The 25025-nt window shown below is 45.9% G+C and carries 21 protein-coding genes and 2 pseudogenes; 10 read left to right on the forward strand and 13 right to left on the reverse strand.

Annotated elements, in window-relative coordinates:
- Position 1 precedes the first annotated feature (1 nt).
- The 3 genes from NLZ44_RS11060 to NLZ44_RS11070 all read left to right on the forward strand — a co-directional run bounded on the left by NLZ44_RS11060 (position 2) and on the right by NLZ44_RS11070 (position 6868).
- The gene (locus NLZ44_RS11060; protein ID WP_493752786.1) at positions 2-3043 is read left to right on the forward strand and encodes a filamentous hemagglutinin N-terminal domain-containing protein; all 3042 of its coding nucleotides are present in this window, start codon (positions 2-4) and stop codon (positions 3041-3043) included.
- An 18-nt stretch (positions 3044-3061) separates the two neighbouring features.
- The gene (locus tag NLZ44_RS11065; protein WP_493752787.1) at positions 3062-5641 is read left to right on the forward strand and encodes a CHAT domain-containing protein; all 2580 of its coding nucleotides are present in this window, start codon (positions 3062-3064) and stop codon (positions 5639-5641) included.
- 66 nt (positions 5642-5707) lie between these two features.
- Positions 5708-6868 (forward strand): DNA cytosine methyltransferase, encoded by a 1161-nt coding sequence (locus tag NLZ44_RS11070; RefSeq protein ID WP_493752788.1) that lies wholly within the window; start codon positions 5708-5710, stop codon positions 6866-6868.
- Between the two features lie 62 nt (positions 6869-6930).
- On the opposite strand, the gene NLZ44_RS11075 is transcribed toward NLZ44_RS11070, so the two are convergent.
- Both NLZ44_RS11075 and NLZ44_RS11080 read right to left on the reverse strand, forming a co-directional pair.
- Entirely contained in the window at positions 6931-8010 is a 1080-nt protein-coding gene (locus NLZ44_RS11075; protein ID WP_006624941.1) for a PIN/TRAM domain-containing protein, read from the reverse strand.
- A 522-nt stretch (positions 8011-8532) separates the two neighbouring features.
- A pseudogene (locus NLZ44_RS11080) lies at positions 8533-8720 on the reverse strand (hypothetical protein).
- Positions 8721-8793: 73 nt separating this feature from the next.
- Between NLZ44_RS11080 and NLZ44_RS11085 the strand changes: the two are divergent.
- From NLZ44_RS11085 to NLZ44_RS11095, 3 genes and pseudogenes are all read left to right on the forward strand, one after another.
- Positions 8794-9405 (forward strand): annotated as a pseudogene (locus tag NLZ44_RS11085) (IS607 family transposase).
- Positions 9368-10477 (forward strand): RNA-guided endonuclease InsQ/TnpB family protein, encoded by a 1110-nt coding sequence (locus NLZ44_RS11090; protein ID WP_493752985.1) that lies wholly within the window; start codon positions 9368-9370, stop codon positions 10475-10477. Before NLZ44_RS11085 ends, NLZ44_RS11090 begins: the two are co-directional and overlap by 38 nt.
- Before the next feature lie 21 nt (positions 10478-10498).
- Positions 10499-10810 carry a hypothetical protein gene (locus tag NLZ44_RS11095; RefSeq protein WP_008048778.1) on the forward strand — a complete coding sequence of 104 codons (312 nt, stop codon included), beginning with the start codon at positions 10499-10501 and terminating at the stop codon, positions 10808-10810.
- Here NLZ44_RS11095 and NLZ44_RS11100 read toward each other — a convergent pair.
- The 5 genes from NLZ44_RS11100 to NLZ44_RS11120 form a co-directional block, all read right to left on the reverse strand.
- Entirely contained in the window at positions 10790-12193 is a 1404-nt protein-coding gene (locus tag NLZ44_RS11100; RefSeq protein WP_493752789.1) for an IctB family putative bicarbonate transporter, read from the reverse strand. The two genes, NLZ44_RS11095 and NLZ44_RS11100, sit on opposite strands and share 21 nt — an antisense overlap.
- Before the next feature lie 95 nt (positions 12194-12288).
- The gene (folP, locus tag NLZ44_RS11105) at positions 12289-13134 is read right to left on the reverse strand and encodes a dihydropteroate synthase (protein WP_493752790.1); all 846 of its coding nucleotides are present in this window, start codon (positions 13132-13134) and stop codon (positions 12289-12291) included.
- A gap of 10 nt (positions 13135-13144) precedes the next feature.
- A complete protein-coding gene (tpiA, locus tag NLZ44_RS11110; protein ID WP_008048775.1) occupies positions 13145-13870 on the reverse strand; it encodes a triose-phosphate isomerase in 726 nt (241 codons plus the stop codon).
- Between the two features lie 93 nt (positions 13871-13963).
- Complete coding sequence (locus NLZ44_RS11115) at positions 13964-14149, reverse strand: PCP reductase family protein (RefSeq protein ID WP_006668263.1); 186 nt, start codon at positions 14147-14149, stop codon at positions 13964-13966.
- A 35-nt stretch (positions 14150-14184) separates the two neighbouring features.
- Positions 14185-15090, reverse strand: coding sequence for an alpha/beta fold hydrolase (locus tag NLZ44_RS11120; RefSeq protein WP_493752791.1), 906 nt, complete (start codon positions 15088-15090; stop codon positions 14185-14187).
- A 423-nt stretch (positions 15091-15513) separates the two neighbouring features.
- Between NLZ44_RS11120 and NLZ44_RS11125 the strand changes: the two genes are divergently transcribed.
- Together NLZ44_RS11125 and NLZ44_RS11130 are read left to right on the forward strand one after the other, a co-directional pair.
- Complete coding sequence (locus NLZ44_RS11125) at positions 15514-16158, forward strand: hypothetical protein (protein WP_493752792.1); 645 nt, start codon at positions 15514-15516, stop codon at positions 16156-16158.
- Between the two features lie 229 nt (positions 16159-16387).
- The gene (locus NLZ44_RS11130) at positions 16388-17272 is read left to right on the forward strand and encodes an MBL fold metallo-hydrolase (RefSeq protein ID WP_493752793.1); all 885 of its coding nucleotides are present in this window, start codon (positions 16388-16390) and stop codon (positions 17270-17272) included.
- Between the two features lie 152 nt (positions 17273-17424).
- On the opposite strand, the gene NLZ44_RS11135 is transcribed toward NLZ44_RS11130, so the two are convergent.
- Both NLZ44_RS11135 and NLZ44_RS11140 read right to left on the reverse strand, forming a co-directional pair.
- A complete protein-coding gene (locus NLZ44_RS11135; protein WP_493752794.1) occupies positions 17425-18189 on the reverse strand; it encodes an SPOR domain-containing protein in 765 nt (254 codons plus the stop codon).
- Positions 18161-19444, reverse strand: coding sequence for a DUF1565 domain-containing protein (locus tag NLZ44_RS11140; protein ID WP_493752795.1), 1284 nt, complete (start codon positions 19442-19444; stop codon positions 18161-18163). The genes NLZ44_RS11135 and NLZ44_RS11140 overlap by 29 nt, the downstream gene beginning before the upstream one ends.
- A gap of 216 nt (positions 19445-19660) precedes the next feature.
- On the opposite strand from NLZ44_RS11140, the gene NLZ44_RS11145 reads away from it, so the two are divergent.
- Positions 19661-20758, forward strand: coding sequence for a thiamine phosphate synthase (locus NLZ44_RS11145; RefSeq protein WP_493752796.1), 1098 nt, complete (start codon positions 19661-19663; stop codon positions 20756-20758).
- 118 nt (positions 20759-20876) lie between these two features.
- On the opposite strand, the gene NLZ44_RS11150 is transcribed toward NLZ44_RS11145, so the two are convergent.
- Both NLZ44_RS11150 and NLZ44_RS11155 read right to left on the reverse strand, forming a co-directional pair.
- Positions 20877-21878: an NAD-dependent epimerase gene (locus NLZ44_RS11150; RefSeq protein WP_111893042.1), complete on the reverse strand. Its 1002-nt coding sequence runs from the start codon at positions 21876-21878 to the stop codon at positions 20877-20879.
- A gap of 251 nt (positions 21879-22129) precedes the next feature.
- Complete coding sequence (locus NLZ44_RS11155; protein WP_111893046.1) at positions 22130-22537, reverse strand: hypothetical protein; 408 nt, start codon at positions 22535-22537, stop codon at positions 22130-22132.
- 536 nt (positions 22538-23073) lie between these two features.
- On the opposite strand from NLZ44_RS11155, the gene NLZ44_RS11160 reads away from it, so the two are divergent.
- Positions 23074-23379 (forward strand): YkvA family protein, encoded by a 306-nt coding sequence (locus tag NLZ44_RS11160; protein ID WP_111893040.1) that lies wholly within the window; start codon positions 23074-23076, stop codon positions 23377-23379.
- Here the strand turns inward: NLZ44_RS11160 and hrcA are convergent.
- A complete protein-coding gene (gene hrcA / locus NLZ44_RS11165) occupies positions 23376-24446 on the reverse strand; it encodes a heat-inducible transcriptional repressor HrcA (protein WP_008048758.1) in 1071 nt (356 codons plus the stop codon). The genes NLZ44_RS11160 and hrcA overlap by 4 nt on opposite strands.
- A gap of 210 nt (positions 24447-24656) precedes the next feature.
- The gene (gene petJ / locus NLZ44_RS11170) at positions 24657-25013 is read right to left on the reverse strand and encodes a cytochrome c6 PetJ (protein WP_493752797.1); all 357 of its coding nucleotides are present in this window, start codon (positions 25011-25013) and stop codon (positions 24657-24659) included.
- Positions 25014-25025 lie beyond the last annotated feature (12 nt).

Consider the following 25025-nt stretch of genomic DNA (forward strand, 5'->3'; position numbering starts at 1 on the left):
AATGCCCAAATCTACAACTATCATGACTGGATTAGGGATAGTCTCCATAGCCTTAGTCTCTGCTGTTCCGGTCTCTGGTCAGCCGATTCAACCTGATAGGACTCTCACCCCTCATAATACGGTGGTTACTCCCCTCAGTCCTGATGTATATGGCATTACCGGGGGAACTACATCAGGTCAAAATCTGTTTCATAGCTTCCGGGAATTTTCGGTCCCGGAACTGGGGGCAGCTATTTTTTTTAACGATAACCCCACTATTCAAAATGTGATTGGTCGGGTAACAGGTTCGTCTATATCAGCGATTAACGGATTAATTGAGGCGGGGGGAATTGCCCCGAATTTTAACCTATTTATACTCAACCCCAATGGCATTGTATTTGGTCCTAATGCCAGCTTAAACATTGGCGGCGCTTTTATGGCGACTACTGCAGATAGCCTGTTTTTCCAAGGGGGTGAAGAATTTAGCGCCAGCAGTCCCCAAACTCCATTATTAATAGTAAATGTTCCCCTCGGACTTCAGTTTGGCAATAATCCAGGTTCTATTGTGGTGATGGGGTCTATATTGCCGGGTCCGCCGCCAGAAATTCCGCCTGGTAATACCCTCGCTTTAGTAGGGGGAAATGTTAGCCTACAGGAGGGGGGTTTAGTTGCGCCGGACGGACGCATAGAAGTGGGTAGCATTGCTGGTGGGGGGCTGGTGGGTTTAATGCCGGATAGGGGAGGGTTTCAGTTACGATATTTACCAGATCAAAGGTTGGGTAATATCGAAGTTCAAGGGTCGATAATTGATGCCAGCGGACCTTCTGGGGGTGGCAGTATTCAACTGCGGGGAAATGACATAGCGATCGACAATTCGGGGGTATTTATTACGCCTGGACCTGATGCTACCCAAGGGGGAGGGGAAATTAATATTCACGCGACGCGACTTTTAACTATCGAAAATGGTTCGGAAATCCAAACTATTACATCAAGTCGGGTCAGTGGCGCGGATATCCGCCTACAAGGGCAAAATATTAGGATTCGTGATGGTTTATTCCCAGAGGCAGATAGTCCCCCAGATACTGCGCCGATTTTGACTCAGGTGGCGGCGGAAACGGAGGGCTTTGGACCTGGGGGAAATTTGGCGATCGCTGCTGATACCCTGGAAATGAATAATTTAGCCTTAGTGGGGACTGAAACTAGGGGTTTCAGTGAGGGAGGGTCTCTTAATGTTCAAGTCAGACAGTTAAGACTTAATAACTCTGTTATAGCTACCAATAGTCTGGGAGAGGGAGATAGTGGCAACCTGACAGTTAACGCGGCTGAAAACATCCATTTAACCGGGGATATCACGGCTTTACAAACGGAAAATAGTGGCGGCGGTCGGGCGGGTAATCTCCTAGTTAATACGGGAGAGTTAACTATTAATAATGGGGCGCTAATTTCCACTTTTAGCTCAAGTATTATCCCGCAGCAACCATTAGGAAATGCCATAATTAGGGCTAACCAAATCACCCTAGAGGGAGTTTCTGAGCAGGGTTCACGCAGTAGCATTCTCAGCCAAGTTGCTCCGGAAACTATGGGGAAAGGTGGTAGCATAATTATCGAAACAGAAACCCTAGAAATTCGTGATGGTGCTGCTATTATCGCTACATCAGATCAGGGTTCTTTAGCTAATGTTGGGGATATTATCATTAACGCAAGCGATCGCATTCTGATTCAAGGAATGTTTAACCGCGACCAAATTAGTACAGGTTTATTAAGTAGTTCTGAACTGGATTCTACAGGTCAAGCTGGTGATATCACTATCAATACTAATCAATTAACTATTTCCGGTGATGGGGCGACTATTTTCAGTGCTACACAAGGTAGCGGTCAAGCGGGGGATATTGGTATTCAAACCCGACAACTACAAGTTAATAATGGCGCTCAAATAGTTGCCACTACTCTCGGTGACGGACTAGGCGGAAATATTGACGTTTTGGCTGAGTCTATCCAGTTAGTCGGAACTTCCCCCACTAGGGAAAATCCCAGCGGCTTATTTACTTCTACGGGAACCCCAGACCGGTTTGGTCAAGGAAGCGCACCCGCCGGAAATATCCAAGTAAGAACTGGACAATTACAAATTTTAGACGGCGCTCGCATTTCGGCATCTAGTCAAAATCAAGGGTTAGGAGGAAGCCTGAATATTATCGCTTCCCAAGGGGTAGAATTTACCGGAACTTCACCGGATGGCTTTTTCCGTAGCGGCTTATTTGCGGAAAGTCGCAGTGAAGGAGAAGGGGGAAATATTCACCTCAGCGCGCCGAATTTGCGACTAGACAATGGCGCGACTATTACCACGGAAACCGCATCTAATAATGGGGGTAATATCAGTTTGGCGATCGCCGATACCATCACCCTGCGCCGCCAAAGTAGCATATCAGCCACCGCAGGTATAAATAGCGGTCAAGGTGATGGCGGAAACATCGATATAATCACCAAGTATCTGTTTGCTATCCCCCTGGAAAATAGCGATATAACCGCCAATGCTTTTTTCGGAACTGGGGGTAATATTACCATCACAGCTAGGGGGATTTTTGGCATTGAGTTTCGCCCCGAATTAACTCCCTTGAGTGATATTACCGTTAGTTCCGCCTTTGGGGTTGATGGGGTAGTGACAATTAATAATCCCGACGCTGACCCCAGTCAAGGACTGTTTGAACTACCCACCGGACCCATTGATGCGTCTCGGTTAGTCACTCTTAGTTGTTTACCGGGGTCGGATAATAATCAATTAATTGTCACCGGACGCGGTGGTTTACCACCCAACCCCACCACCATACACACCGGAGAAACTCCCCTAGAAGATTTGGGTAATATAACTTTAGAATCACCAAATCTACAAAGTAGTGCTACAATTTACCAAGATTTTCCCTCAGTAGACAATTCTAGCTTAGTTGAGGCTCAAGGGTTAGTGGTGCATTCTGATGGTCGAGTTAGTTTAATTGCGCGTCGTCCTCACTCTTCCTCGCCTTCTATTCCCTGGCTGAACCCTCAATGTCGTCCTACTATAATTCCCTAATTGTGTTGTGCCAATTCTATGAAATATCCTAGGCGTTTGACTTTTACCCTGCTGATTTTATTGGGTTTATTGATTAGCCTGCTGTTAGCAGATACGATCTGGAAACCGGGTTTAACCGAAATTGTACCCACTAAACAGACTCCCATAATTAGCCAAGCCTCCCAGGGGTTACAGGAGGAACAACGGGGACGCGATCGCTATCGACAGGGGGATTTTCAGGAGGCGATCGCTATTTGGGAGTCCGTCGCGCAAACCTACGGAAACGAAGGATATTTCATAGCCCAAGCGCGGGTTCTTAGTAACCTATCTCTGGCTTATCAACACCTGGGAAAATGGCAACTAGCCACCGAAGCGATCGCGCGCAGTATCGCGTTATTAGAGAATGCTGGACCCTCTGGCTTATCTGTTTTTGCCCAAGCCATGAATACCCAAGGTCAATTATATCTGGCTACAGGAAACCCAGAAGCTGCCTTGAGTGCTTGGGAAACCGCCGAAGAGTTATATCATCGCGATCGGCAGGAAATGGGAGTGTTTAAAGCCAGAATTAATCAAGCCACAGCCCTACAGAAACTGGGATTATATCGCCGCGCTTCTTTACTGTTAGCCGATATTAACAACAATCTCCAGCAGCAAGAAACCTCCCCCGAAAAAGCGATCGTCCTCATTCGACTCGGCAATTTACTTAGTACCCTCAGCCGTTTTAACGAAGCCAAATCCATCCTACAAGAGGGTTTAACTATAGCCACCAACTTAGACCTAAAATCCGAACAAATTACCGCCCTAACTGGCTTAGGAAATGTCGCCAAAAACCGTAAAAATTATACCACAGCCTTAGACTATTATCAACAAGCCCTAAATAGATATCCTTCTCCTCAACAACAAGCAGCCATAGAACTCGCGCAATTAAGTTTATTCGCTGAAATCCAAGACTGGGAAGCCTTTAGTCAACTATTACCCAGCACCAAATCTCACCTAAATCAGTTACCATCAAACCAGACAACTATCTATTATCGTCTGAACCTAGGAAAGCATTGGTCTGCCTTTCAACAAGCACAAAATCCCCAATCATCTTGGCAGGATATTCTGGAACTGTATACCCAAGCCACTCAAGAGGCGATCGACCTAGGAGACCAACGCGCACAAGCCTTTGGGTTAGGTTATATAGCCAGTGTTTATGAACAAACCCAACAATGGCAAATTGCCCAAAATATCACCCAAAATGCCTTAATCTTGAGTCAACAAATTAAAGCCCCAGATATTTCCTACTTATGGTTATGGCAATTAGGTCGCATTCAACAGGCACAAGGAAAACCAGAAAAAGCCATATATTCCTACTTGGAAGCCGTCAACCTCATTGGCTCCCTAAGTCAAGATATCGCATCCGTCGGTCGAGAGTTTCAGTTTTCTTTTCAAAATAGTATTGAACCCGTATATCGAGAATTAGTATCCTTACTATTAGAAACCACACCGCCGGGTAATTCTATCAGTCAGAATAACTTATCCCAAGCTATTAATGTAATCGAGTCTTTAAAAGTTGCCGAATTAGATAACTTTTTTCAAGCTGATTGTGTAGATATTGTCACTAGAAAAATAGATGAAATAGACCCCAGCGCCGCCGTTATCTATCCCATCATCTTAAAAGATAATCTTCATGTGATTGTCAGTAAACCCAATCAACCCCTAGTTCATCATCAAATTAATGTCAGCAAAACCGAAGTAGAAACCACCATTAAACAACTCTCTAAAGCATTAGTTATTCGCAGCCGCCGCGATTTTTATGAACCAGGACAAAAACTCTATAATTGGGTAATTAGACCCCTCACTGAGCAAATTAATCCCGAACAAATTAAAACCCTTGTTTTTGTCCCTGATGGTTCCTTCCGTAATATCCCCATGGCGACCCTTTATGATGGCGAAAAATATCTCATAGAGACCTATAGTATTGCCATTACTCCCGGATTAAAATTACTATCCGATAAATCCATCAAACAGCTAGATTTAAAAGTTCTAGCCGGGGGATTAACCGAAGAAAGAGATGGATTTAGTCCCCTGAATTATGTAGCTGAAGAAATCGCCACTATTCAATCAGAAACAGCCAGCACAGTCCTACTTAATCAAGATTTCACCAATCAATTAATCCGCCAAAAACTAGAATTCACTAACTACCCCATCGTTCACTTTGCTACCCACGGTCAATTTAGTTCTCAGCTAGATGAGACATTTATTTTGGCTTGGGATAGTCGTATTAATATCCTGGAATTGGATAGTTTATTGACTGAAAAAACCCTCACAGGTCGTACTCCCATAGAATTACTAATTCTCAGCGCCTGTCAAACCGCCTCTGGTGATAATCGTGCCACTTTAGGACTAGCCGGAATGGCAGTTAAAGCCGGAGCGCGTAGTACAGTTGGCACTCTCTGGTCAGTGAATGACCAAGCCAGCAGTGAGTTAATGAGTCAATTCTACAGATTGTTAAACCAAAAGCAATTAAACAAGTCCGAAGCACTCAGGGAAGCACAATTAAAACTCTTAAATAATTCCTTTTTCCGCCATCCATTTTATTGGAGTCCCTATATTTTAGTCGGTAATTGGTTATAAACATTTCTCCCCACTGATGGTATAATCATCTAACACCCATGTTGACCAAACACCTCGCTAAGACCCATGACCACCTCAACCACTAAAACCTTTATCGACCTATTTTCCGGAGCCGGAGGGATGTCCTGTGGCTTGGAAATGGCAGGTTTTGAATGTTTGTTAGGTGTCGATTTCGATAAATCTGCGATCCAAACCTTTCAACATAATCACCCTCAAGCGGAAACAATTTGTGGCGACCTGCGGGAGATTTCTACCGAGCAAATTAGGGAATTAATTGGCGATCGCCATATTAACTTAATTTGTGGAGGTCCCCCCTGTCAAGGTTTTTCCACCATTGGGACTAACAATAATCTGGATAAACGCAATTTTTTATTTTTAGAATTTCTACGGTTTGTTGAACAACTTCAACCCGACTATATCATCATTGAAAACGTCACGGGTTTATTATCCCGAAAAAACGAAAACACCCTCACATCAATTTTAACTTGTCTACAGAATATCGGATATACTGTTGATGTCCGGGTCCTATCTGCTCATCATTACGGAGTCCCCGAAAAACGCAGGCGCACCATTTTTTTAGGTAATCGTTTCGGCGTACCCAATTTATATCCATCCCCACAATTTCAAGATAATGAACCGGATTTAGACTTTCTTCCTGCTGCTAAAACCGTAGGATTTGCTTGGGAAAATTGGTTAGAATACCAGGGAAAAACTTACAACCACGACCTCAGCACCGCCCAAATTCCCAATCATTTAGAACGTCAAAGAATCCAGCATATTCCCGAAGGTAAAGGCGTTCGTTATCAACCAGACCAACAGGCTTATTTGCCCCCCGAATTATGGTATGATATAGATTGGGAAAAGCTGCGAGAATCCCGATTTAGGGAAACCAAACTTAAACGCCTAGCGCGAGATAGTTATTCTCCCACCATCAACACCAGTCGCACCACTTACTATCACCCCACAGAAAACCGTTATCTGACCCCCAGGGAAGCCGCAGCCATTCAGTCTTTCCCCCCCAATTTCATCTTTTACGGAACCGTTACCCAACAGTGGCGACAAATTGGCAATGCCGTTCCCCCTTTATTAGCCAAAGCATTAGGGGAAGCTATTTTAAAATTAGATTTAAAATTAGATAACTCCCAAAACTCAGGAGATAGTCTGAATACAGAATCAGGTATTGAGCAAATTAGAGCTAATGCCTTTAATTATAAAACCAGTGCCTGAGCTTAAAAATTATCGGGTTATTTGACAGATAGGGTACTAAGTCTTAGTACCCTACTGTTAGACTAAGCCATCACAGAATGTTCTGGACGGGCGAAAATCATGCGGCCGGCGGAAGTTTGCAGAGAACTGGTGACAACTACCCGCAGTTGGTCGCCGAGGTATTCGCTACCCGATTCTACCACAACCATCGTGCCATCCTCAAGATACCCAATTCCTTGGGAAGGTTCTTTACCCTCCTTGCGGATTTTCAATTCCAGAATATCCCCAGGTAAATAGGACGGACGCACCGCCTGGGTGAGATCATTAATATTCAGCACTGGAACCTGTTGGACGGTTGCCACTTTAGACAAATTGTAATCATTAGTCAGCAGAAACCCATTAATTTCTTGAGCAAACCGCACTAATTTCGCGTCTACAGTGGCAATATCCTCATAGTCCGCCGAGTGAATTTGAATTCGTTCTGGGTATTCTTCCCGGATACGGTTAAGGATATCAAGTCCCCGTCGTCCCCGCGCCCGTTTTTGATCATTAGCAGCATCAGCTACCAATTGCAACTCTTGCAGAATAAACTGAGGCACGAGAATTTTACCTTCCAGAAATCCAGTTTCTAGTAGAGGTTCAATGCGACCATCAATGATGCAACTGGTATCGAGAACTTTGGTATGAGCAGATTTGAGAGTTCCCTCAGCCAGTAGTGTAGTTTCCAAACTATTGGGGTTGATTAGCTGTAGAAAAGCCCGTCCATGGGTATCAGCCAGGTTAACCCCAGTGTAGCCAAATAGAACACTACATAACACAGCCCCCAGGGGTTTGATAAAGCCAACCTCTTTAGGAATGGGTAACAAAAAGAGGGGAGCGAGCATGAGGTTAGCAATCAGTAAACCGATTACCATACCAATAGAACGGGTGAGTAATACCTCAAGAGGCATTTGGCGGATTTGTTCCTCGACCCGGTGATAAGTGGTTTGTACGACTAAACCGATTACCATACCAATTAGGCCAGTAAAAGCGGCGGTGACAGACCGTAATCCCTCAATATTAGTTACCTGTTCTAGGACACTGCTGGGAAGCAGTTCTATCCCGTAAAAGCCGGTTCCGGCTCCTGCTATGATAAATAAAATGATAATGGTGGCATCTAGCATAGTTCTGGAGAATCCCAATTAAATCTCAATTCCCCTAGAGGGATTGAGTGGTTTTGTATTTTGCTTAATTATATCTTTCACGGGCTAACCGATTTAATTGTGGGTAATTTCGGTAATCACGACTGGTCTGGGGGTGTTAGTGGTTTTCCTGTCTGAGGTTTCGGGTGTTGATAAATTCCTATATTGGTTGATTGGAGGCGGATTGAGGCTGGTTGAGGCGTAACAATTATTTTATAAATTGCTAGAATTAGATCAGAGTCCAGCTAAAGAAGTGTCACTGTCAGCACCCCCGGCTGAAGCACGGGGGCTTCGTGCCCCCCTTTCAGGTAGCTGACCAGCTATAGCCTTAACTGGCTCCGTTCAGAGCAAGAGTTAAAGTTCCTACCCTGGAATGCGTGCTAGTTCCAGGCCCTAGAACCGAATCGTTAAACATCTCTAAGGGGTTAAGGACGTGCGATTTGGATAGTACCGACTCTGAACATTGGCGTTCGCGCAGCGTGCGCGTTAGCGCAAGCGCAAACATTACCCCGCAAGGGAGTCGGAGCCAACCATAGCTCCATGGAGGGGCAACCATACCCCTCCACCCCGCAAGGGGGTGCTGGCGGCTAAAGCCACTTGAGTCGGTTTTCCTCTCCGTGATAAATCACGGAGCTTCCAACCCTCCCAGGAGTTTTACGTGAGGAACAATAACTAGAGGCAGTCGAGAGCATGATTTAATCACAAATTAGGTTAATATTTTAGGGCAATACGGTATAATAAGCGAGAAGGGTTGAGGATAAACCTATTGCCAGATATGTCAAACCCAAGGAAGCGGCCAAAATCCTTGGAGTCCATGAAAGAACACTCCGCAGATGGGACGACAATGGCTCAATCGAGACCATCAGAACTCCCGCTGGGCAACGACGATACAACGTTAAGTGATATACTGCCAAATCAGGCAGTGACAAACGCAAAGTCGTTATCTATGCCAGAGTTAGTAGCCGCGCCCAGCAGTCCGACCTCAACCGACAGGTGGCCGCACTGTCCAACCTCTACCCCGAAGCAGAAGTCGTCTCAGAAATCGGAGGCGGGCTCAACTTCAAGGGAAAGGGAAAGAAAATGCTGGCCTTACTGGGACAAGTCTTGTCAGGAGATGTCCGCATGGTTGTCGTTGCCCATAAAGACCGACTGGCAAGGTTTGGATTTGACTTGTTTCGATGGCTCTGTGAGCAAAACAGGTGCTCACTCATGGTTCTCAACGAGACAAGTCTCAGTCCAGAACCAGAAATGGTTGAGGACATCCTCGCCATCCTCCACTGCTTCAGTTCCCGATTATACGGACGGAGTAAATACCAAACTCAGGTCAAAGAAGATCCGGATTTACCCCAGCCCGGAGCTAAATCAAGTCTGGCGTAAATGGCTGGCTGCTTGTCGGTATTGCTACAACCAAGCAATTGCATTATCTAGGAGTGGTAAACGACTAAGCAAACTGAAATTACGCAACGAAGTGATGCAGAGTGACTTACCCGAATGGGTCAAAGAAACACCCTGCCACATTCGGCAAAATGCCATCTTTGATGCCTATCAGGCTTTGACCGCCAGTCCTGGCGCAAGGTTTAGGAGCTGTCGGGATAGTTCTCAAGGGATTAAGTTCAATAATACTAATTTCTCTTCAGGGAGTTGGTATCCAAGACTAACGAAAGGATTAACTTTCATGGTTTCCGAACCCATCCCTAAAACTTGCGGGCAAGGGACTCAGTTGGTGTTTACCAAAGGTCGATGGTTGGCGATTTTCCCTGAACCAGTTGCCGTTACCCCAACTGACGCTACTGGCGTGATTGCATTAGACCCGGGTGTGCGAACTTTCATAACTGGGTTTGATGGCTCTCGGTTTCTGGAATTTGGCTCCGGGGATATAGGACGCATTACTAGGCTATGTCAACATTTGGATGATTTGATGAGCCGAATCGCCAAGGAACCCTGTCGTTCAAGAAGGCGACGGATGAGGCAAGCGGCTCAACGAATGAGAACCAAAATCCGCAATCTAGTTGATGAAGCCCACAAACAAATTGCTCACTACTTGACTCATAACTACAGTATAATTTTTCTGCCGACCTTCGAGACTTCCAACATGGTTGCCAAGGTGAAGCGTCTAATCAAATCCAAGACTGCCCGCACCATGCTGACATGGGCGCATTATCGATTCAAACTAACCCTGAGACATCAAGGGGAAATAACTGGAACCACAGTTGTAGATGTGACGGAAGAATACACCAGCAAAACCTGTACTCACTGTGGTCATGTGCATTCCCAGCTAGGTGGCTCAAAAGTGTTCCGATGTCCTGAGTGCGGGTTCACTCTACCCAGGGACTGGAACGGTGCTTTGGGAATCTTTCTAAAAGCTTTGCGGGATACCGCCTCTGTTACCTTAACGGGTAATAGTGCTATCGTCGCATTGTCCGGCAATAGCCGGATAAATGTCGCGTAAATGTATCAGGATCACTAACCGATGTTAGAACTGATGGAAACATTCCATTTGTGGGAATACCAACTGAGAATTTATCGAGTTTTTCAGGAATATCGGATTGAACTTTGCCGTCAGGGTAGATATTACCTGCATCAAAAATCGTTTTCTGATTTAGATAACTGTGTACTCTGGGCTTGGTTGGAATTGACCGATCGCCTTGAAACATCACTGACAGAAGATGAATGGGTAGCCCTGTCTCAGGGTATTACCCATTCACAAAACTATCGCCAATGGCTGAATATAAGTCAACCCCCACCAGCGCCGGCTAAATCATCAGTTGCTGCTGCTATCTGAATTAATACCCTGGCTATTAGGTAAATAGTAACTAGCAATCAGTGCCACCATTAACCACCAGAGAGTATTAACTTGGGGACGATACAACACTGTATCAAACAGACCATGGGCTAACATTCCGGCTAAAGTGGCGATCGCAGCTATTAACCAGAAACCATTAGGATCTTCCCACTCTCGTAGCCTTTTAAGTTGTAGCCATCCTTGGTTAAAAGTCACCGTCAGCAACCACAAGAAGGCGGTTAACCCTACAAACCCAGTTTCTACGATAACCTCTAAGATGACAGAATAGGCACTCAAAGCGGAGTATCGGGGGCGCATATATAACGGATAAACCTGATTAAAAGCATTATTACCAGGTCCAATTCCCAATACAGGGCGATCGCGGATCATCTCTATGACCGCCGCCCAAACATTAATGCGGAAATTATTACTACTATCACCACGTCCCGCAAAGATAGTGGCGACGCGATCGCGCACTGGTGGCACAATGACTATGGTTAACACCAGCAACGCGGCCAAGCCACCGACACCAATAGGAACAGCCCATTTTTGCCAAAAAGGTGGGAAATATTGGCTAATCCAGTACAGCAGCAAAACGGCAAAAGTAAACAATAACGCCACAAACCCCAGCCATCCCCCACGGCTAAAGGTTAAGACCAAACACACAGAATTGACTACAGCCATAGTAATTGCCAACAATTTCGGCATCACGCCGCGCCAAACCAAAATCGCCCCGAGACTCAATCCCACGGCTGGGATGAGATAGCCAGCGAGTAAATTAGGATTACCCAAGTAACTGTAAATTCTGGTGATATTAGCTTGGGCTGATGTAGGGTCCACCCAAGTAGCTAAAGCCTTAGTACCAAAAAACCACTGCCGCATCCCATAAACCCCGACAATCAGGGTAATATGCAGATAGAAGCCGATAAAAAGCGATCGCAAACGAGGCGATCGGAAAACCCGCGCCATCAGGAAAAATAGGACTAAGTAAAGAGTCAAGCGCACCCAACCAGTGAATGCGGCCTGTTTGACGGGAGATAGGGATGTAGCGATCGTGGCAATTCCCCAATACAACAATACCAACAGGTGAATAGGGGTAAATGCCACTTGTGAGGGTTCATCACTAAGGGTCAGCAGAACCCAAAAGCCACCACAGGCGATCAGCAAAACTCCAATCAAAGCCGTATTGACAAAAGGCGCTAACCCAAACACCGTAGCCACCAACAGGGCTCCAATTAATTCCCCCCATTCCATCAACCAGCTTCCCTGTCGCCACGATCGCAAACTCCCACTAATGCGATAGAGTAGACTTCCTCCCCGCCACTGGTAGAGCCTCAGATTCCGCAAAGTAATAGACTGCCAAATTGATGCCACACTGGTCATGATCGTAAAATTCGATAAGTTTGCCTCGGTCATCGAGTACGGGGCGCGCCCAGGAAACCCGAAACCATCAAATGGCGCGATCGCACCTTCCCACTTTAGGCTCGACGATAAATCGCATCTGCCACCCGCGCCACATCTACCAGTTGTGGCACATCATGTATTCTGAGAAGATCAGCATAATTAGCGATCGCAGCCACACAAGCCGCCGCCGTCCCCCAGACACGCCCTTGAGGATGAGGCTTGTCAAGAATCTTACCAATAAAACTCTTACGGGAGGGTCCCACCAATAGCGGACAATCGAGATCCTTCAATAGGGGCAATTCTCGCAGAATCTGCAAATTTTGCTCTAATGTTTTGGCAAAACCAATCCCAGGGTCAACAATCATGTACTCTGCTGGAATTCCCGCCGCCATTCCCGCGGCCAGACGTTCCGCCAAAAACCCTTTAATTTCCCCCATCAAATCCCCATAATCCGTCAAAGTTTGCATAGTTTGGGGAGTACCCCGTAGGTGCATTAACACCACTGGAACCCCCAAATCAGCCACCACTGATAGCATATCCGGGTCATATATCCCCCCAGAGATATCATTAATAATATCTGCCCCACAGCCCACTGCTGCCTCAGCAACCGCCGCCCGGGTCGTATCCACAGATATCACCATATCCCCCAGTTGTCGCAAACCCGCCACCACTGGAAGCACCCGTTCAAGTTCCGTTTCCAGAGACACCACCTCAGCCCCAGGACGGGTAGACACCCCTCCCACATCAATAATATCCGCCCCCGCCCGAACCATATCACCCGCCCGGACCAGGGCAGCATCTAGGGAATCGAACGCCCCGCCATCACTAAAGCTATCCGGCGTTACATTCAAAATCCCCATCAAATAAGTACGGCTTCCCCAATCAAAGGAATGACCCCGAATCGTGATTGGTTTAATCATCGCCAACCTATCAACGATAATTGACAATGCGGCTAAAACTATCCGGCTGCAAACTAGCCCCCCCGACCAAAGCACCGTCAATTTCCGACTGTGCCATAATTTCATCAATATTATCCGGCTTCACAGAACCGCCATATTGAATCGTCACGTTAGGATTACTCAATTTGCTACGGATGAGACCAATTACCCGATTAGCCTCCTCAGATTCGCAGGTGTCCCCGGTTCCAATCGCCCAAATCGGTTCGTATGCGATTACCAGGTTATTCTGATCTACATCTACCAGACCCTGTTCTAATTGGGAAAAAATATGAGATTCCGTCTCTCCCGCATCCCGCTGTTCCTTAGTTTCTCCCACGCACAAAATCGGAGTTAGACCGTGGTTTTGAGCCGCTTTCAGGCGCAGGTTAACTGTTTCGTTGGTTTCGCCAAAATATTGGCGACGTTCACTGTGACCTATGACCACAAACCGCACACCAATTTCCACTAGCATCGGGGGTGAGATTTCCCCAGTATAAGCCCCGGAATCTTCCCAGTGAACATTTTGCGCCCCTAGGCGTACCCGTGAACCATGCAAACTTTTGGACATCACACCTAAATCAGTGAAGGGGACACACAAAACCACTTCCCGATCTTCTGGGGTGTCCTCCAATTCCATCACAAACCCTTTCAGAAACTCCTGGGCTTCTGCTTGGGTTTTATACATTTTCCAGTTTCCGGCAATAATGATTTTTCTCACTTTTGGACCAATAAACCTCAAAAAACAATCAAAAGCCAACCCCTAGTTTAAAGGCTTAGGGGTCATTTTGAGCAAATACTACCAGCAGTTTTACTACTGACCAAACTCAAGGCGTGCTTGTTCTACCAATTCGACTGTAACCTCTTCCTGGTCGGCTTCCCTGGCTAGTTGCTCAATCCTCTGTCTGGCTTGACCTCGGACGAAGTAGGGAATATTCTTGAGTTTGGCTGTGGCTTCTGGCTGCCACTTTAAATTGTTGATGTAGTCGGAATTGGACATAGCAAGTTCTGGCAACTGTTACCTAATTTTTCAGCTTATGCGACTTCTAGGGCTTTGAGCAAACTCCTAATTACGCCAATGGTTACGCCGGGTAATTCTAACTGCGGCGTTAGTCCTACGTCCTCGAGTTTTTGGAAAATTCGCACGGCCACGGGATTCAGATTGGCTAATCTTTCTCCCATCTCTGGACTGGTAAATTGGCTTTTTTCACCCCAAATCATGGCGGTGGGAGTGGTTAATTGGGGTATATATAACGATAAATCAAAGCATAAATCCCCTCGCACAAATGATAAGGCTGCATATTCTGCGTTAGGCTCTAGGGCGGATTCGAGATAGGCTTCGACGATTTCGTTATAAATTCGAGATGGACGCGCAAATTGACGCTGCTCTAAAAAACTGCGAATTCCGATGGGGTTGGCTACGGCGGTGGCGTACAGAATTTGGTCTAAAATTGGGGTTTTGACAATTTGAGCAAATAAACTGTTAATATAATTTTGCCCAAAGTCCGATAAGCCGGAGGGGGTTGTGAGAATTAGCCCTTTGAATAATTCCGGTTTTTCGATCGCTACTCGCACGGTTAGGGCGGCGGTTACTGAGGAGGCGATCGCCATAATCGGTTCCTCGCAGGTGGCTTCTATGAATTCGGCGATCGTAGTTATATAATCCTCTGGGGTATAATCACGCGCCGGGTGTTCCGAACGTCCCCAACCTATCAGATCTGGCGCAATAATTTTATAATCGGCTGCAAAGGCTGGATAGACTTTAGACCATTCATAAGCAGAAGAACCGCCCCCAAAACCATGCAAAAACAATAAAGACGGCTTTTTTTCGGATTCCTTTTCTTCCGAGCCTATCCATGGGCTTGTGGTAGCCGTATAATACACCATTCTACCTAGAGAAGTAACTATCGAATCTGGCGTAAATCCAATGGGATAAAACATTTTTAAAACTCCTTTGCTTGTGGTTTTTTGCGAATATATAGCGCTAATTAAATTGCCTTGATTTGACTATTCCGGTTGCTGAAAATTGCGGTTATATAACAGTGGATTAAATCGCGATAATGGGTAAATTGGCACTTTACCTCATCCCAGAGTGACTTTTGACTGCTATAATTCAGTGAGGGGTAATACCCCTCACGGCTATTAGCCCTCAGTGTACTGTTTTTAACTGTCCAGTGACCGGGTGATCAATGGGCCAGGTGCCATGATGTTTTTTCCAAAATCTCCTGATTGGGGCTTGTCGTTCCTGAAACCATGGCTAAGGGTATTTATTTAGCATCTAACCAAGACAGATAGAACAGTCCCCGGTTGTCGGCTATAGCAGTAACAAAACCCTCAATTTCAATGCTGTCGAGGAATTTAGTTATGAGCATTTCTATGGTAGAGGATTTTAGCCCAATGGTGGTTCAGGAAGTGACTCGAATGCAGAATCACATCGGAAAATTAGACTCTAGCAAGCGAAAAGAAAAAACATCGGAACTGGTAGTTCATCCCGTGGGTACAGACTCACCGGGTTCTAGGGACAGGGCTAAATCTTCCGGGTCTGCTGACTATGAAAAATTGCCACAGTTGTCGCCCTCGACTCGCATTCGGTTAGCGTTGGAAAAATTACAGGGATTTGAGAAAGTAGAGGAGCAATTCCAGCATTGGGGTATTAAATTTCATAATGCGATCGCCCTTCAACCCTCTAATCCGCGATTTGGCATTGAACCTGGGGTAACAGTTCTCATGGGCGCACCCAAGGGCGGCGCACTAGAAGTGACATTTTCCCACGCGGTGCGCCAAGTTTGGGCTAGGGTGACAAGTTCTCGACATACGGTGATGTCAGCCTTTGATGAAAATGGCCAATTACTGGCCACAGATGAGATGAAGGTTAATAAAGCTAGTGATTCGATTGGGTCTGTATTACCGAACGCCGAATTAACCGTAACGGCGGAGAATATATCTAAAATTACCTTCTACACTTTTGATGCACAGTTAATTGTGGATCACCTCAAGGTTGAATTTTAACTGGTTTTGGGTATATGGGGCGATCGCACTATGGGGAATCTGAGCAACTATCGCAAAAGGTGCTACAAATTTTGCTAAGATGATGGCAGTTGGGTGGGAAACCATTAGCAATTCCTGACCTGGCGTACTTGGCTTGGTTTGATAACTTAGCCACAAAAATCGGATTACACAACCAAGGCTGAGTCAAAAGAAGCCATAAACCGCCTAGCTGAATCTTCCAAAAAAACCCATGTCCAGCACAAAACACCAATTTACGGTTCACTTTTGGGGCGTTCGAGGAAGTATTTCCTGTCCGGGAACGACAACAGTTCGATATGGTGGGAACACCCCCTGTGTTGAGATGCGGGTGGGGTCGCAACGATTGATTTTTGACGGTGGGACAGGCTTACGGGTCCTGGGACAAGCATTATTAGCAGAAATGCCAGTAACCGCTCATATGTTCTTTACCCATTCTCACTGGGACCATATCCAAGGCTTCCCCTTTTTTGCTCCGGCCTTTGTTCCCATCAATACGTTTAACATTTATGGAGCGATCGCACCTAATGGTTCCACAATTGAGCAGCGCCTCAACGACCAGATGCTTCACCCTAACTTCCCAGTTCCTTTACAGGTAATGGGAGCTAAACTTAACTTTATTGATCTCACTATAGGCGAGTCAATTTACCTCGAAGATGATCTAGTCATTGAAACGGCTTTACTCAATCATCCGGGGGAAGCCGTGGGATATCGCGTCAGTTGGAAAGGCTACACCACCGCCTATGTCACCGATACCGAGCATTTTCCAGATCGTCTTGATGAAAATGTACTCAAGTTAGCCCGCAATGCTAATGTACTGATTTATGATGCCACCTATACCGATGAGGAGTATTACTCGCCTAAGTCTAGTAAGGTAGGTTGGGGACATTCTACCTGGCAGGAAGCGGTGAAGGTCGCTCAGGCTGCGGGAGTTCAAAAATTGGTGATTTTTCACCATGACCCACTACACAACGATGATTTCATGGATCAAATAGGTGAAAACGTGGCTGATGCCTTTCCTAATAGTTTAATCGCCCGCGAGGGTTTATCCCTACAGTTGATTCCGCCGTTAAAGAATATTGCCACCAGTGAAAAGTGAAATTTTCAATAGCCCCCGCCTACTTCTTGAGGTGGGAACCATTGAATTAGTTGGGCGCACCTCCACCCTAAAGAGACGGATCCACCAAACTCCCGTGTGATCACCTATCCATCCCCACAGTAAAAGACGGTGGGGAATTCCGGCGATCCGTGTTAATTAAACGGTTCGATAGTCGCAGTAACACCCCGTTGGCGCAATTGTTGTAATAACCGATTCGCCTCGTGTTGGCTGCGGAAGGCTCCAGCTTGGATAAGCGATCGCCCATTAATCACCGTCGTAAAGGCTTGGGGAACCAGCGATCGCACTCTTTGCAGAATTTGACTGCTAGTATCATTCACCACCACTCTATATCGCAACCCCAATATACCCGCCGTAGTTGCAGGCGCAAGACCTGCCGTTACTTGGCTTGGTAGTTGTCCTCCCCCAGTACCAATAGGAATATTACCACCAGGAACCCGGAGAACATCAGACGAAGCTGGTGGCGGTGGGGATGTAATCGTAGATTGTCTCTGGGGTGGTGGTACCGGGATATAAACTGTTTGGGAGTTTTCTTCAGGATTAGAGGCACTGGTCACAGCCCGTCTCACCAGAGACAGCAACAGCGAGCCCGTAGACGGGTTTTCCGCCGCCGTCTGGAGCCTCACTGGTGGAGGTGGGGAACCCGCTGCTACAGGGGCAGACATCACAGGCTGAGGACGTTCTGGCGGCGGTACCGGAATTACAATCGCCTCCGAGTCATCCACAGGAATCGGAGGCGGTGCCGTGTTTGAAAGTGGAGTCACATTAGACTCAGGTAGATAAATAGGTAACGAAGCCGCTTGATTAATGGGAGAAATTGACGAAGAATGATTTTGACCACCCTCCTCAGTATAACTTCCCATAATGCGATTAGCGATCGCAGAAGTGCCCAGCCCCACTCTGGTAACTACCCGCCAACTCTACAGAGCCAGCATTTTTAGTCATAGCCAACTCATTACCGTAGGCAAGAATCGTTAAACCCTTAGTACCATTGTTCACATCATAGCGGCCATTATTGCGGATCACATTCTCTCCCGGTTCCGTTGGCGTTCCCAAATCCGGCAAAGATTGAGCAATAACCACAATACCATCACGCTCATTTTGTTCGATATAGTTATTGCGTAGTACCGGACGAGCGCTCGATTGAATCACTATGCCATCACGATTATAGGCAATTCGATTACCCACGACAAACGGCTCTGACTGTTGGGCGATATTAATACCAAAACCAGTGTTTTCAAAATCATTATCGCGGATTTCCGGCTTAGATGAACCATAGACAGTAATGCCATTCGCTCCATTATTAGCAAAACTGTTTTGTTGAACTAAAGGCGCACTGGTTCCCACCACAGAAATACCATCATGAATATTGCCCGTAAAGGTATTATTAGATACAACCATCGAGCTAGATTCAATCCATAAACCATAACCGCGCGGGTGAGGATTAGTCACAGTTACCCCACTTAACCGGGCTGCATTCGCTCCCACAATAGCTACATTCTGGTTAGCAAAAACCCGACTGCTAAACACTCCCCCGCCATAAATAACCACATCCCGACCCTTATTCTCGGTATTACCCTGAATTGTAATATTAGGTTTAAGTATTAAGGGGAACGCCTCTCCCGTCTCGACGCTATAGGTTCCTGGTGCTAATAAAATAGCCGTATTCGGTGGGGCGACTCTCAAGGCTTGGGTTATGCTTCTCAGCGGTGAAGCCTGTGTACCTTCCCCAGAGTCGTTTCCCGTAGATGAACTCACATAAATTACATTGACTGAATTGGGATCGGCGGAAGGTGCTTGAGCCAGTAGTAGGGGCGGGTGTATATAGTTGGCTGGTGTCTCCGATAGTTGCTCTCTGCACCCGTCTCTACAGGGGGTAGCGAATGCGGCTGATGCGATTCCCACTAATCCCACACTGGAGACTATAATCATTAAAATCAGCTTTAGAGATAACCAAGCTGTTGTAGGCTTAGGTGAACCTAGGGGGAAGAGAGGGCGGGATAGCAGCTTCAGATCGCTGCTAGTTAAGTTCCCATCATAGGCTGACGAGGGTGAGTTCAGGGAACTGTTGGGCTGGGTGTCTGTCAATGAAAAAGCCTCGGGTGAGGTTTGCTTTTTAGGATATTGACAGTTGCGGGGGGATTTAGAACTCACGGCAAAACTCCGACAAACTGTAATATTAATTGGGAAAATTAATCTATTTTGGTCCAGTATCCCCTATTATGGCAACACCTGGTTTTTTTATATGATTAATTTTCGTAATGGTGGTTCCGCCCACGGCTAAAGAAAATCTGATATATTAACCTGCGCCGTGGTTGATCATGATTGGGCTTGATTATTTGGCTTGATGGAGTTGGTGAGGAGATTTCGATGGGCGATTTGAATCATAAGACTAAACTGGGACAACCAGCACTTTATCGGATTTTAGATGCCAACTTAGACCGGGCGCGGGAGGGTATCCGAACTATTGAGGAATGGTTTAGGTTTGGCTTGGATAATTCGGAAATGGCTGCGGAGTGCAAGAATTTGCGACAGCAACTGGCACAGTGGCACAGTAATGAGTTGCGGATGTCCCGGGATACTACCACGGATGTGGGTACTCAGTTGAGTCATCCCTCGGAGGAAAACCGAGAAAGTCTCGAACAGGTGATACAGGTCAATTTTTGCCGGGTAGAGGAGGCTTTGCGAGTCCTGGAGGAATATGGTAAGGTTTACCATCCCAATATGGGGGCGGCGGTTAAGCAGATGCGCTACCGGGTCTATACGCTGGAAAGTAATTTACTCGCCTACGGACGACATCAGACGCTACAAAGGGCGAATTTGTATTTGGTGACTTCTCCCTCGGAAAGGTTGATGTCAGTGGTAGAGGCGGCTTTACAAGGGGGATTAAAGGTGGTTCAGTATCGCGATAAGGATACTGATGATCATCAGCGTTGGAAAAATGCCCGCCAGCTTTGTCAGCTTTGCCACCGTTATAATGCCCTGTTTTTGGTTAATGACCGGGTGGATATTGCGATCGCTGTTAATGCTGATGGGGTACATTTGGGACAGCAGGATTTACCTATTGCTGTGGCTAAACAGCTTTTGGGTCCTCAAAAAATTGTCGGTAAATCAACTACTAATCCCGAAGAGATGAAATTGGCGATCGCTGAGGGTGCCGATTATATTGGGGTCGGTCCGGTTTATGCTACTCCCACTAAGCCTGATAAGCAGGCGGCGGGTTTGGAATATGTACGCCATGCGGCTCGTCATGCTTCGGTTCCCTGGTTTGCGATCGGCGGCATTAATATGAACAATTTTGATGATGTTTTGATGGCTGGGGCGACTAGGGTGGCTGTGGTTCGATCTTTGATGCAGGCGGAACAACCTACTTTGGTAACTCAATATTTCCTCTCCCAGTTTACCCGTGTTCAAACTTTACGCGATCGCCAGATTGTACCCGAAAATACTCCGGCAGATTTTTCCTGACCTGCTAGGGCGCTTGCCTTAATCATCCATAATTGAGCCTTGGGGGGCGAGGTGGTTGGTAGATGCGATCATAATATCGTCCCCATATCTGTGACGGCGAGTCCTGTCTCCCATCCGGTTAAATACCATAATAGGATTTATACCAAGCCACAAATTTTTCTACTCCCACCTCTATGGGTGTACTTGGTTTAAATCCTACATCTGCTATCAATGAATCTACATTAGCATAGGTAATCGGCACATCTCCCGGCTGCATGGGAAGCAGATTTTTCTGGGCTTTTTTGCCTAAGACATTTTCCAGGACTTCAATCAAATACAATAAATTCACCGGCTTATTATTACCGATATTATAAATTTGATAGGGTGCCGTAGTTTTAACTCCCTGAATTTCCGCTTGATTGCTTCCCGGTTGTGGAATCTTATCAATTACTCGAATTACTCCTTCCACCACATCATCAACATAGGTAAAATCTCGCTCCATATTACCATAGTTAAATACCGGAATCGGTTGGTCGCCTAAGATAGCTTTCGTAAAAATAAACATCGCCATATCAGGACGATACCAAGGACCATAAACCGTAAAAAATCGTAATCCCGTCGTGGGAATATTATACAGGTGACTGTAGCTATGAGCCATTAATTCATTAGCTTTCTTAGTGGCTGCATACAGACTAACTGGATAATCTACATAATCCCCTACCGAAAAAGGTACAGTTTTATTGGAACCATAAACCGAACTAGAAGAAGCAAAAACCAAGTGTGGGATTTGATGATGACGACAGCCTTCTAAAACATTGATAAACCCCACCAAATTACTATCAATATAAGCGTAGGGATTTTGCAGTGAGTAACGGACTCCAGCTTGGGCGGCGAGGTGGGCTACCGCCTCAAATTGATGTTCGGAAAACAGGTTTTTGATGCCGAATTTATCGCATAAATCTAGTTTATAAAAGGTAAATTTTTCTAAGGGTTTCAGTTGGGCTATCCGGTCTTCTTTTAAAGATACTGCATAATAATCATTGAGATTATCAATGCCAATGACTGTATCCCCCCTTTTCAATAAATGTTGACACAGATGAAATCCAATAAATCCCGCCGCACCAGTTACTAATATTTTCACGGTTTTTTCTCCTCATCATCTATATGGGGGTATTTAGATTATTACAGATAGTCTGTGCTACTATTCGTGGGGGTTAGACAACGGATTTAACCATCGATCGCCGCCTAGACAATTGGTGGCACAGTTTGGCTATATTATAGCTAATTGGCTAGATAGTCAATCATTAAAATTAAGATACCCACCTGACTACTGTTAGGTGGGATCTTAATTATCAATCAGTTTGTTAGTTGACATTTAAAACCAACAATTGATTAGTCTAAATATCCCATCAATAGATCAGGATCATCAATGTCATTAGAAGCAATGGGACGGTTCATCACCATCGAAGAAATTTGTAGTTCAGTGGCTGAAACCGGACGGTTAGCCATAGAACCAGTAGGATTTTCCGATTGAATAAAAGTTACTGAAGCTGCATGAACAGCCTTCCCAATAGGGCGTTTGGCGGTTAACATTCCCGCTATTTCAAATTGGTTTTGTCCCACCGGACGATGATTAACGATCGCCGAGGGTTCTGGCGATACTTGAATTTGAGTTGGTGCTGAATTACCTTCTGTCGAACTTGATTTACTAGCCACGTCTAATTTCTCCTTGAGAGTATCTGATTCAGGTACATTGTCAGCGTCAGCCGCTTGAGTTTCAACTTCATCGGCTGGAGTCACTTGATTTTGAGGCTGATTATCTGTATCCTTTCTTGTATTGCTACGGGTTCGTCTACTTGTGTTCCTCCTATTTGAACCAGAAGAGTTAACCACCATAGTTAAATACCTTGTTTATCAAATGGAACTAACCCGCTGCCTCATGCTAAAATTGCCCGGGCAACTTAGTCCCTCATCTTAATTCTAGCGTTTGATGTTCCCTAATTACAGCCCCATTTTGGGGGATGCTGGAACTTAAAAAATCTCACCACAGGTGCTGGCATTGTAAAATCTATCCGTGTCTTTAGTAAAGAAGATTTAACAAAAAATAACTTTTTGCAATCATAAGTAATAAAAATAAACAATCCACACCTATAGCCTGTGGCCCCATTCCCTAGCTCATCCCCCCAAATCTAACGGCTCACCGGAATTCACCAAAATTCCCGAAATTGAATGGTGGTAACTCCCCTACATTAGGGGTGGCAAATCTACACTTTCATGGGGCGGGATAATTTGTCAAGCTAGAATCATCAACAGATTCGATATGGTGTGGCCCAGACATGAAAAATATTGTGCAGTCCTTTTATCTCTGGTATCGGCAAACCTTGCGCCATGCGAAATATCGCTGGCTGCTAATTGGTGGGACTCTGATTTATCTGATATCGCCGATTGATATTGCGCCTGATTTTATTCCGGTGATTGGATGGATAGATGATGGTATTATTGCCACGATGCTGGTGACAGAAGTTTCGGCCTTGGTTCTGGAAAAAATCAAGAAACGGAAGGGTGATGACAGTACCTCAGAAGTTGGGGAAGCAACTGATGTTAAAGCATCAGTGGTAGATGTAGCGGCACAGGAGTTTTAACTAAGGGCTTCGGACAAGTAATTAGCGGTCGCTTCCACAAGAGCGATCGCATTTTCGTAGACCATGCGAGTAGGTCCCAATATACCCACACTACCAATAGGCTGGGAATTTTGGCGGTATTGAGCCGAGATGAGGGTACAACTGCGGATGGGTTCGAGGGGATTTTCCGAACCAATGCGGATGTTTACCTGTTGGGAGGGTTCTGGGGTCACAAAAATCAGGGGCCAGAGTTGCTCCTGTTCATCTTCGAGGAGATGTAGAATAGTTTGGACTTGCTGAAGTTCTGAAAATTCGGGCAGTCGTAGGACTTCGGAAACACCGCTAACCTGAATCCTAGTATATTCTGGAGTTTGGTGGCGATCGCCTAAACTCTTGAGCAACTGTTCGATAAAATTACTATATTGCTGAAAGCCTTGATCTATCTCAGTCCAGTCTAAAGTTGACAATTCAGCCAAAGCTAGTCCCCTAAGTTGGTGATTGAGAAAATTAGAGAGAATCTGTAATTCCTGTTCTAATATTTCGGTATCGTCGCCGATATCCTCAACTCCCGGGGCAATTTCCATCAAAATGGACTGGGTTTGATAGGTATGAGTCACCACAACTACCATAATTTTTCCTGACCCCATAGGAACCAGTTGCAAATGTTGGAGCCTTTCGGTCTTGGTTTGGGGCATAGTAATCAGGGAAATATAGCCACTGAGGGTAGAAAGAATTTGGGCTGCACCTCGTAGCACAGCCTCCAAACTACAACTATCAAAATTTAGCTGTTCCCGTAGGAGTCTAGCGACTTCCTTAGCGAGAGTATCAGAGGGAGTCATCAGGCGATCGACATAAATCCGATAGCCAGAATCAGAAGGTACTCGTCCGGCGGAAGTATAAGGTTGATAGAGTAGTCCGGCTTTTTCCAAGGCTCCCATACCATTGCGGATAGTAGCGGGACTGACATTGAGATTATACTCTTGGGCTAAGGATTTTGAGCCAACAGGTTCTGCTGTCGCGATATAGTGGCGAACAGTTGCCCAGAGAATTTGTTGTTGTCGTGCGGTTAACTTGGATTGAACAAACATTGCACTAAAATTCAGTTACCGAACAATTGTTAAGATTCAAGCTCTGCACATACCTTGACACACTTTATGATAAATCGCTAGGGAATAGAAAACAGAGGGGCGAAACTTTCCGGCTACAAGTCAAGAGTTGAACACCTGACCGTTTGCCCGAAAGCCTCACCCCTAGGGGAAAGGTAGTCTAAACTGTTGGTTTCTGATTAACCTAGGGACTTACCAGCCTTTTTCCGCTTGCTCTACAACATAAGCAGCAACGTCTTCGACCTGCTTGGGAGAGAGTCGGCCATTAAATGCAGGCATGGCGTTTTTACCATTCATGACTTGGTAAAGCACTGCAGACACTGCACTCTCTGGACCCTCATCAAATCCTTTCAGATATTTAGCCAAATCAGACTTGCTGAGGGTTTTGTTAGCAACAATCACATTGCGTCCGCCCATGTGGCAGGCTGCACAGTTAGCGGAAAAAACAGAAGCGCCAGCGACAGGATCACCACCAGCCAAAGCGGGACGTGGCAGTGCCAAGGTCAACAGAGCCACACAGAGTAAAATAACTGACAGCAGCTTTTTCAAAATCGTTCTCCT

This window comes from Arthrospira sp. PCC 9901 (assembly GCF_059013425.1).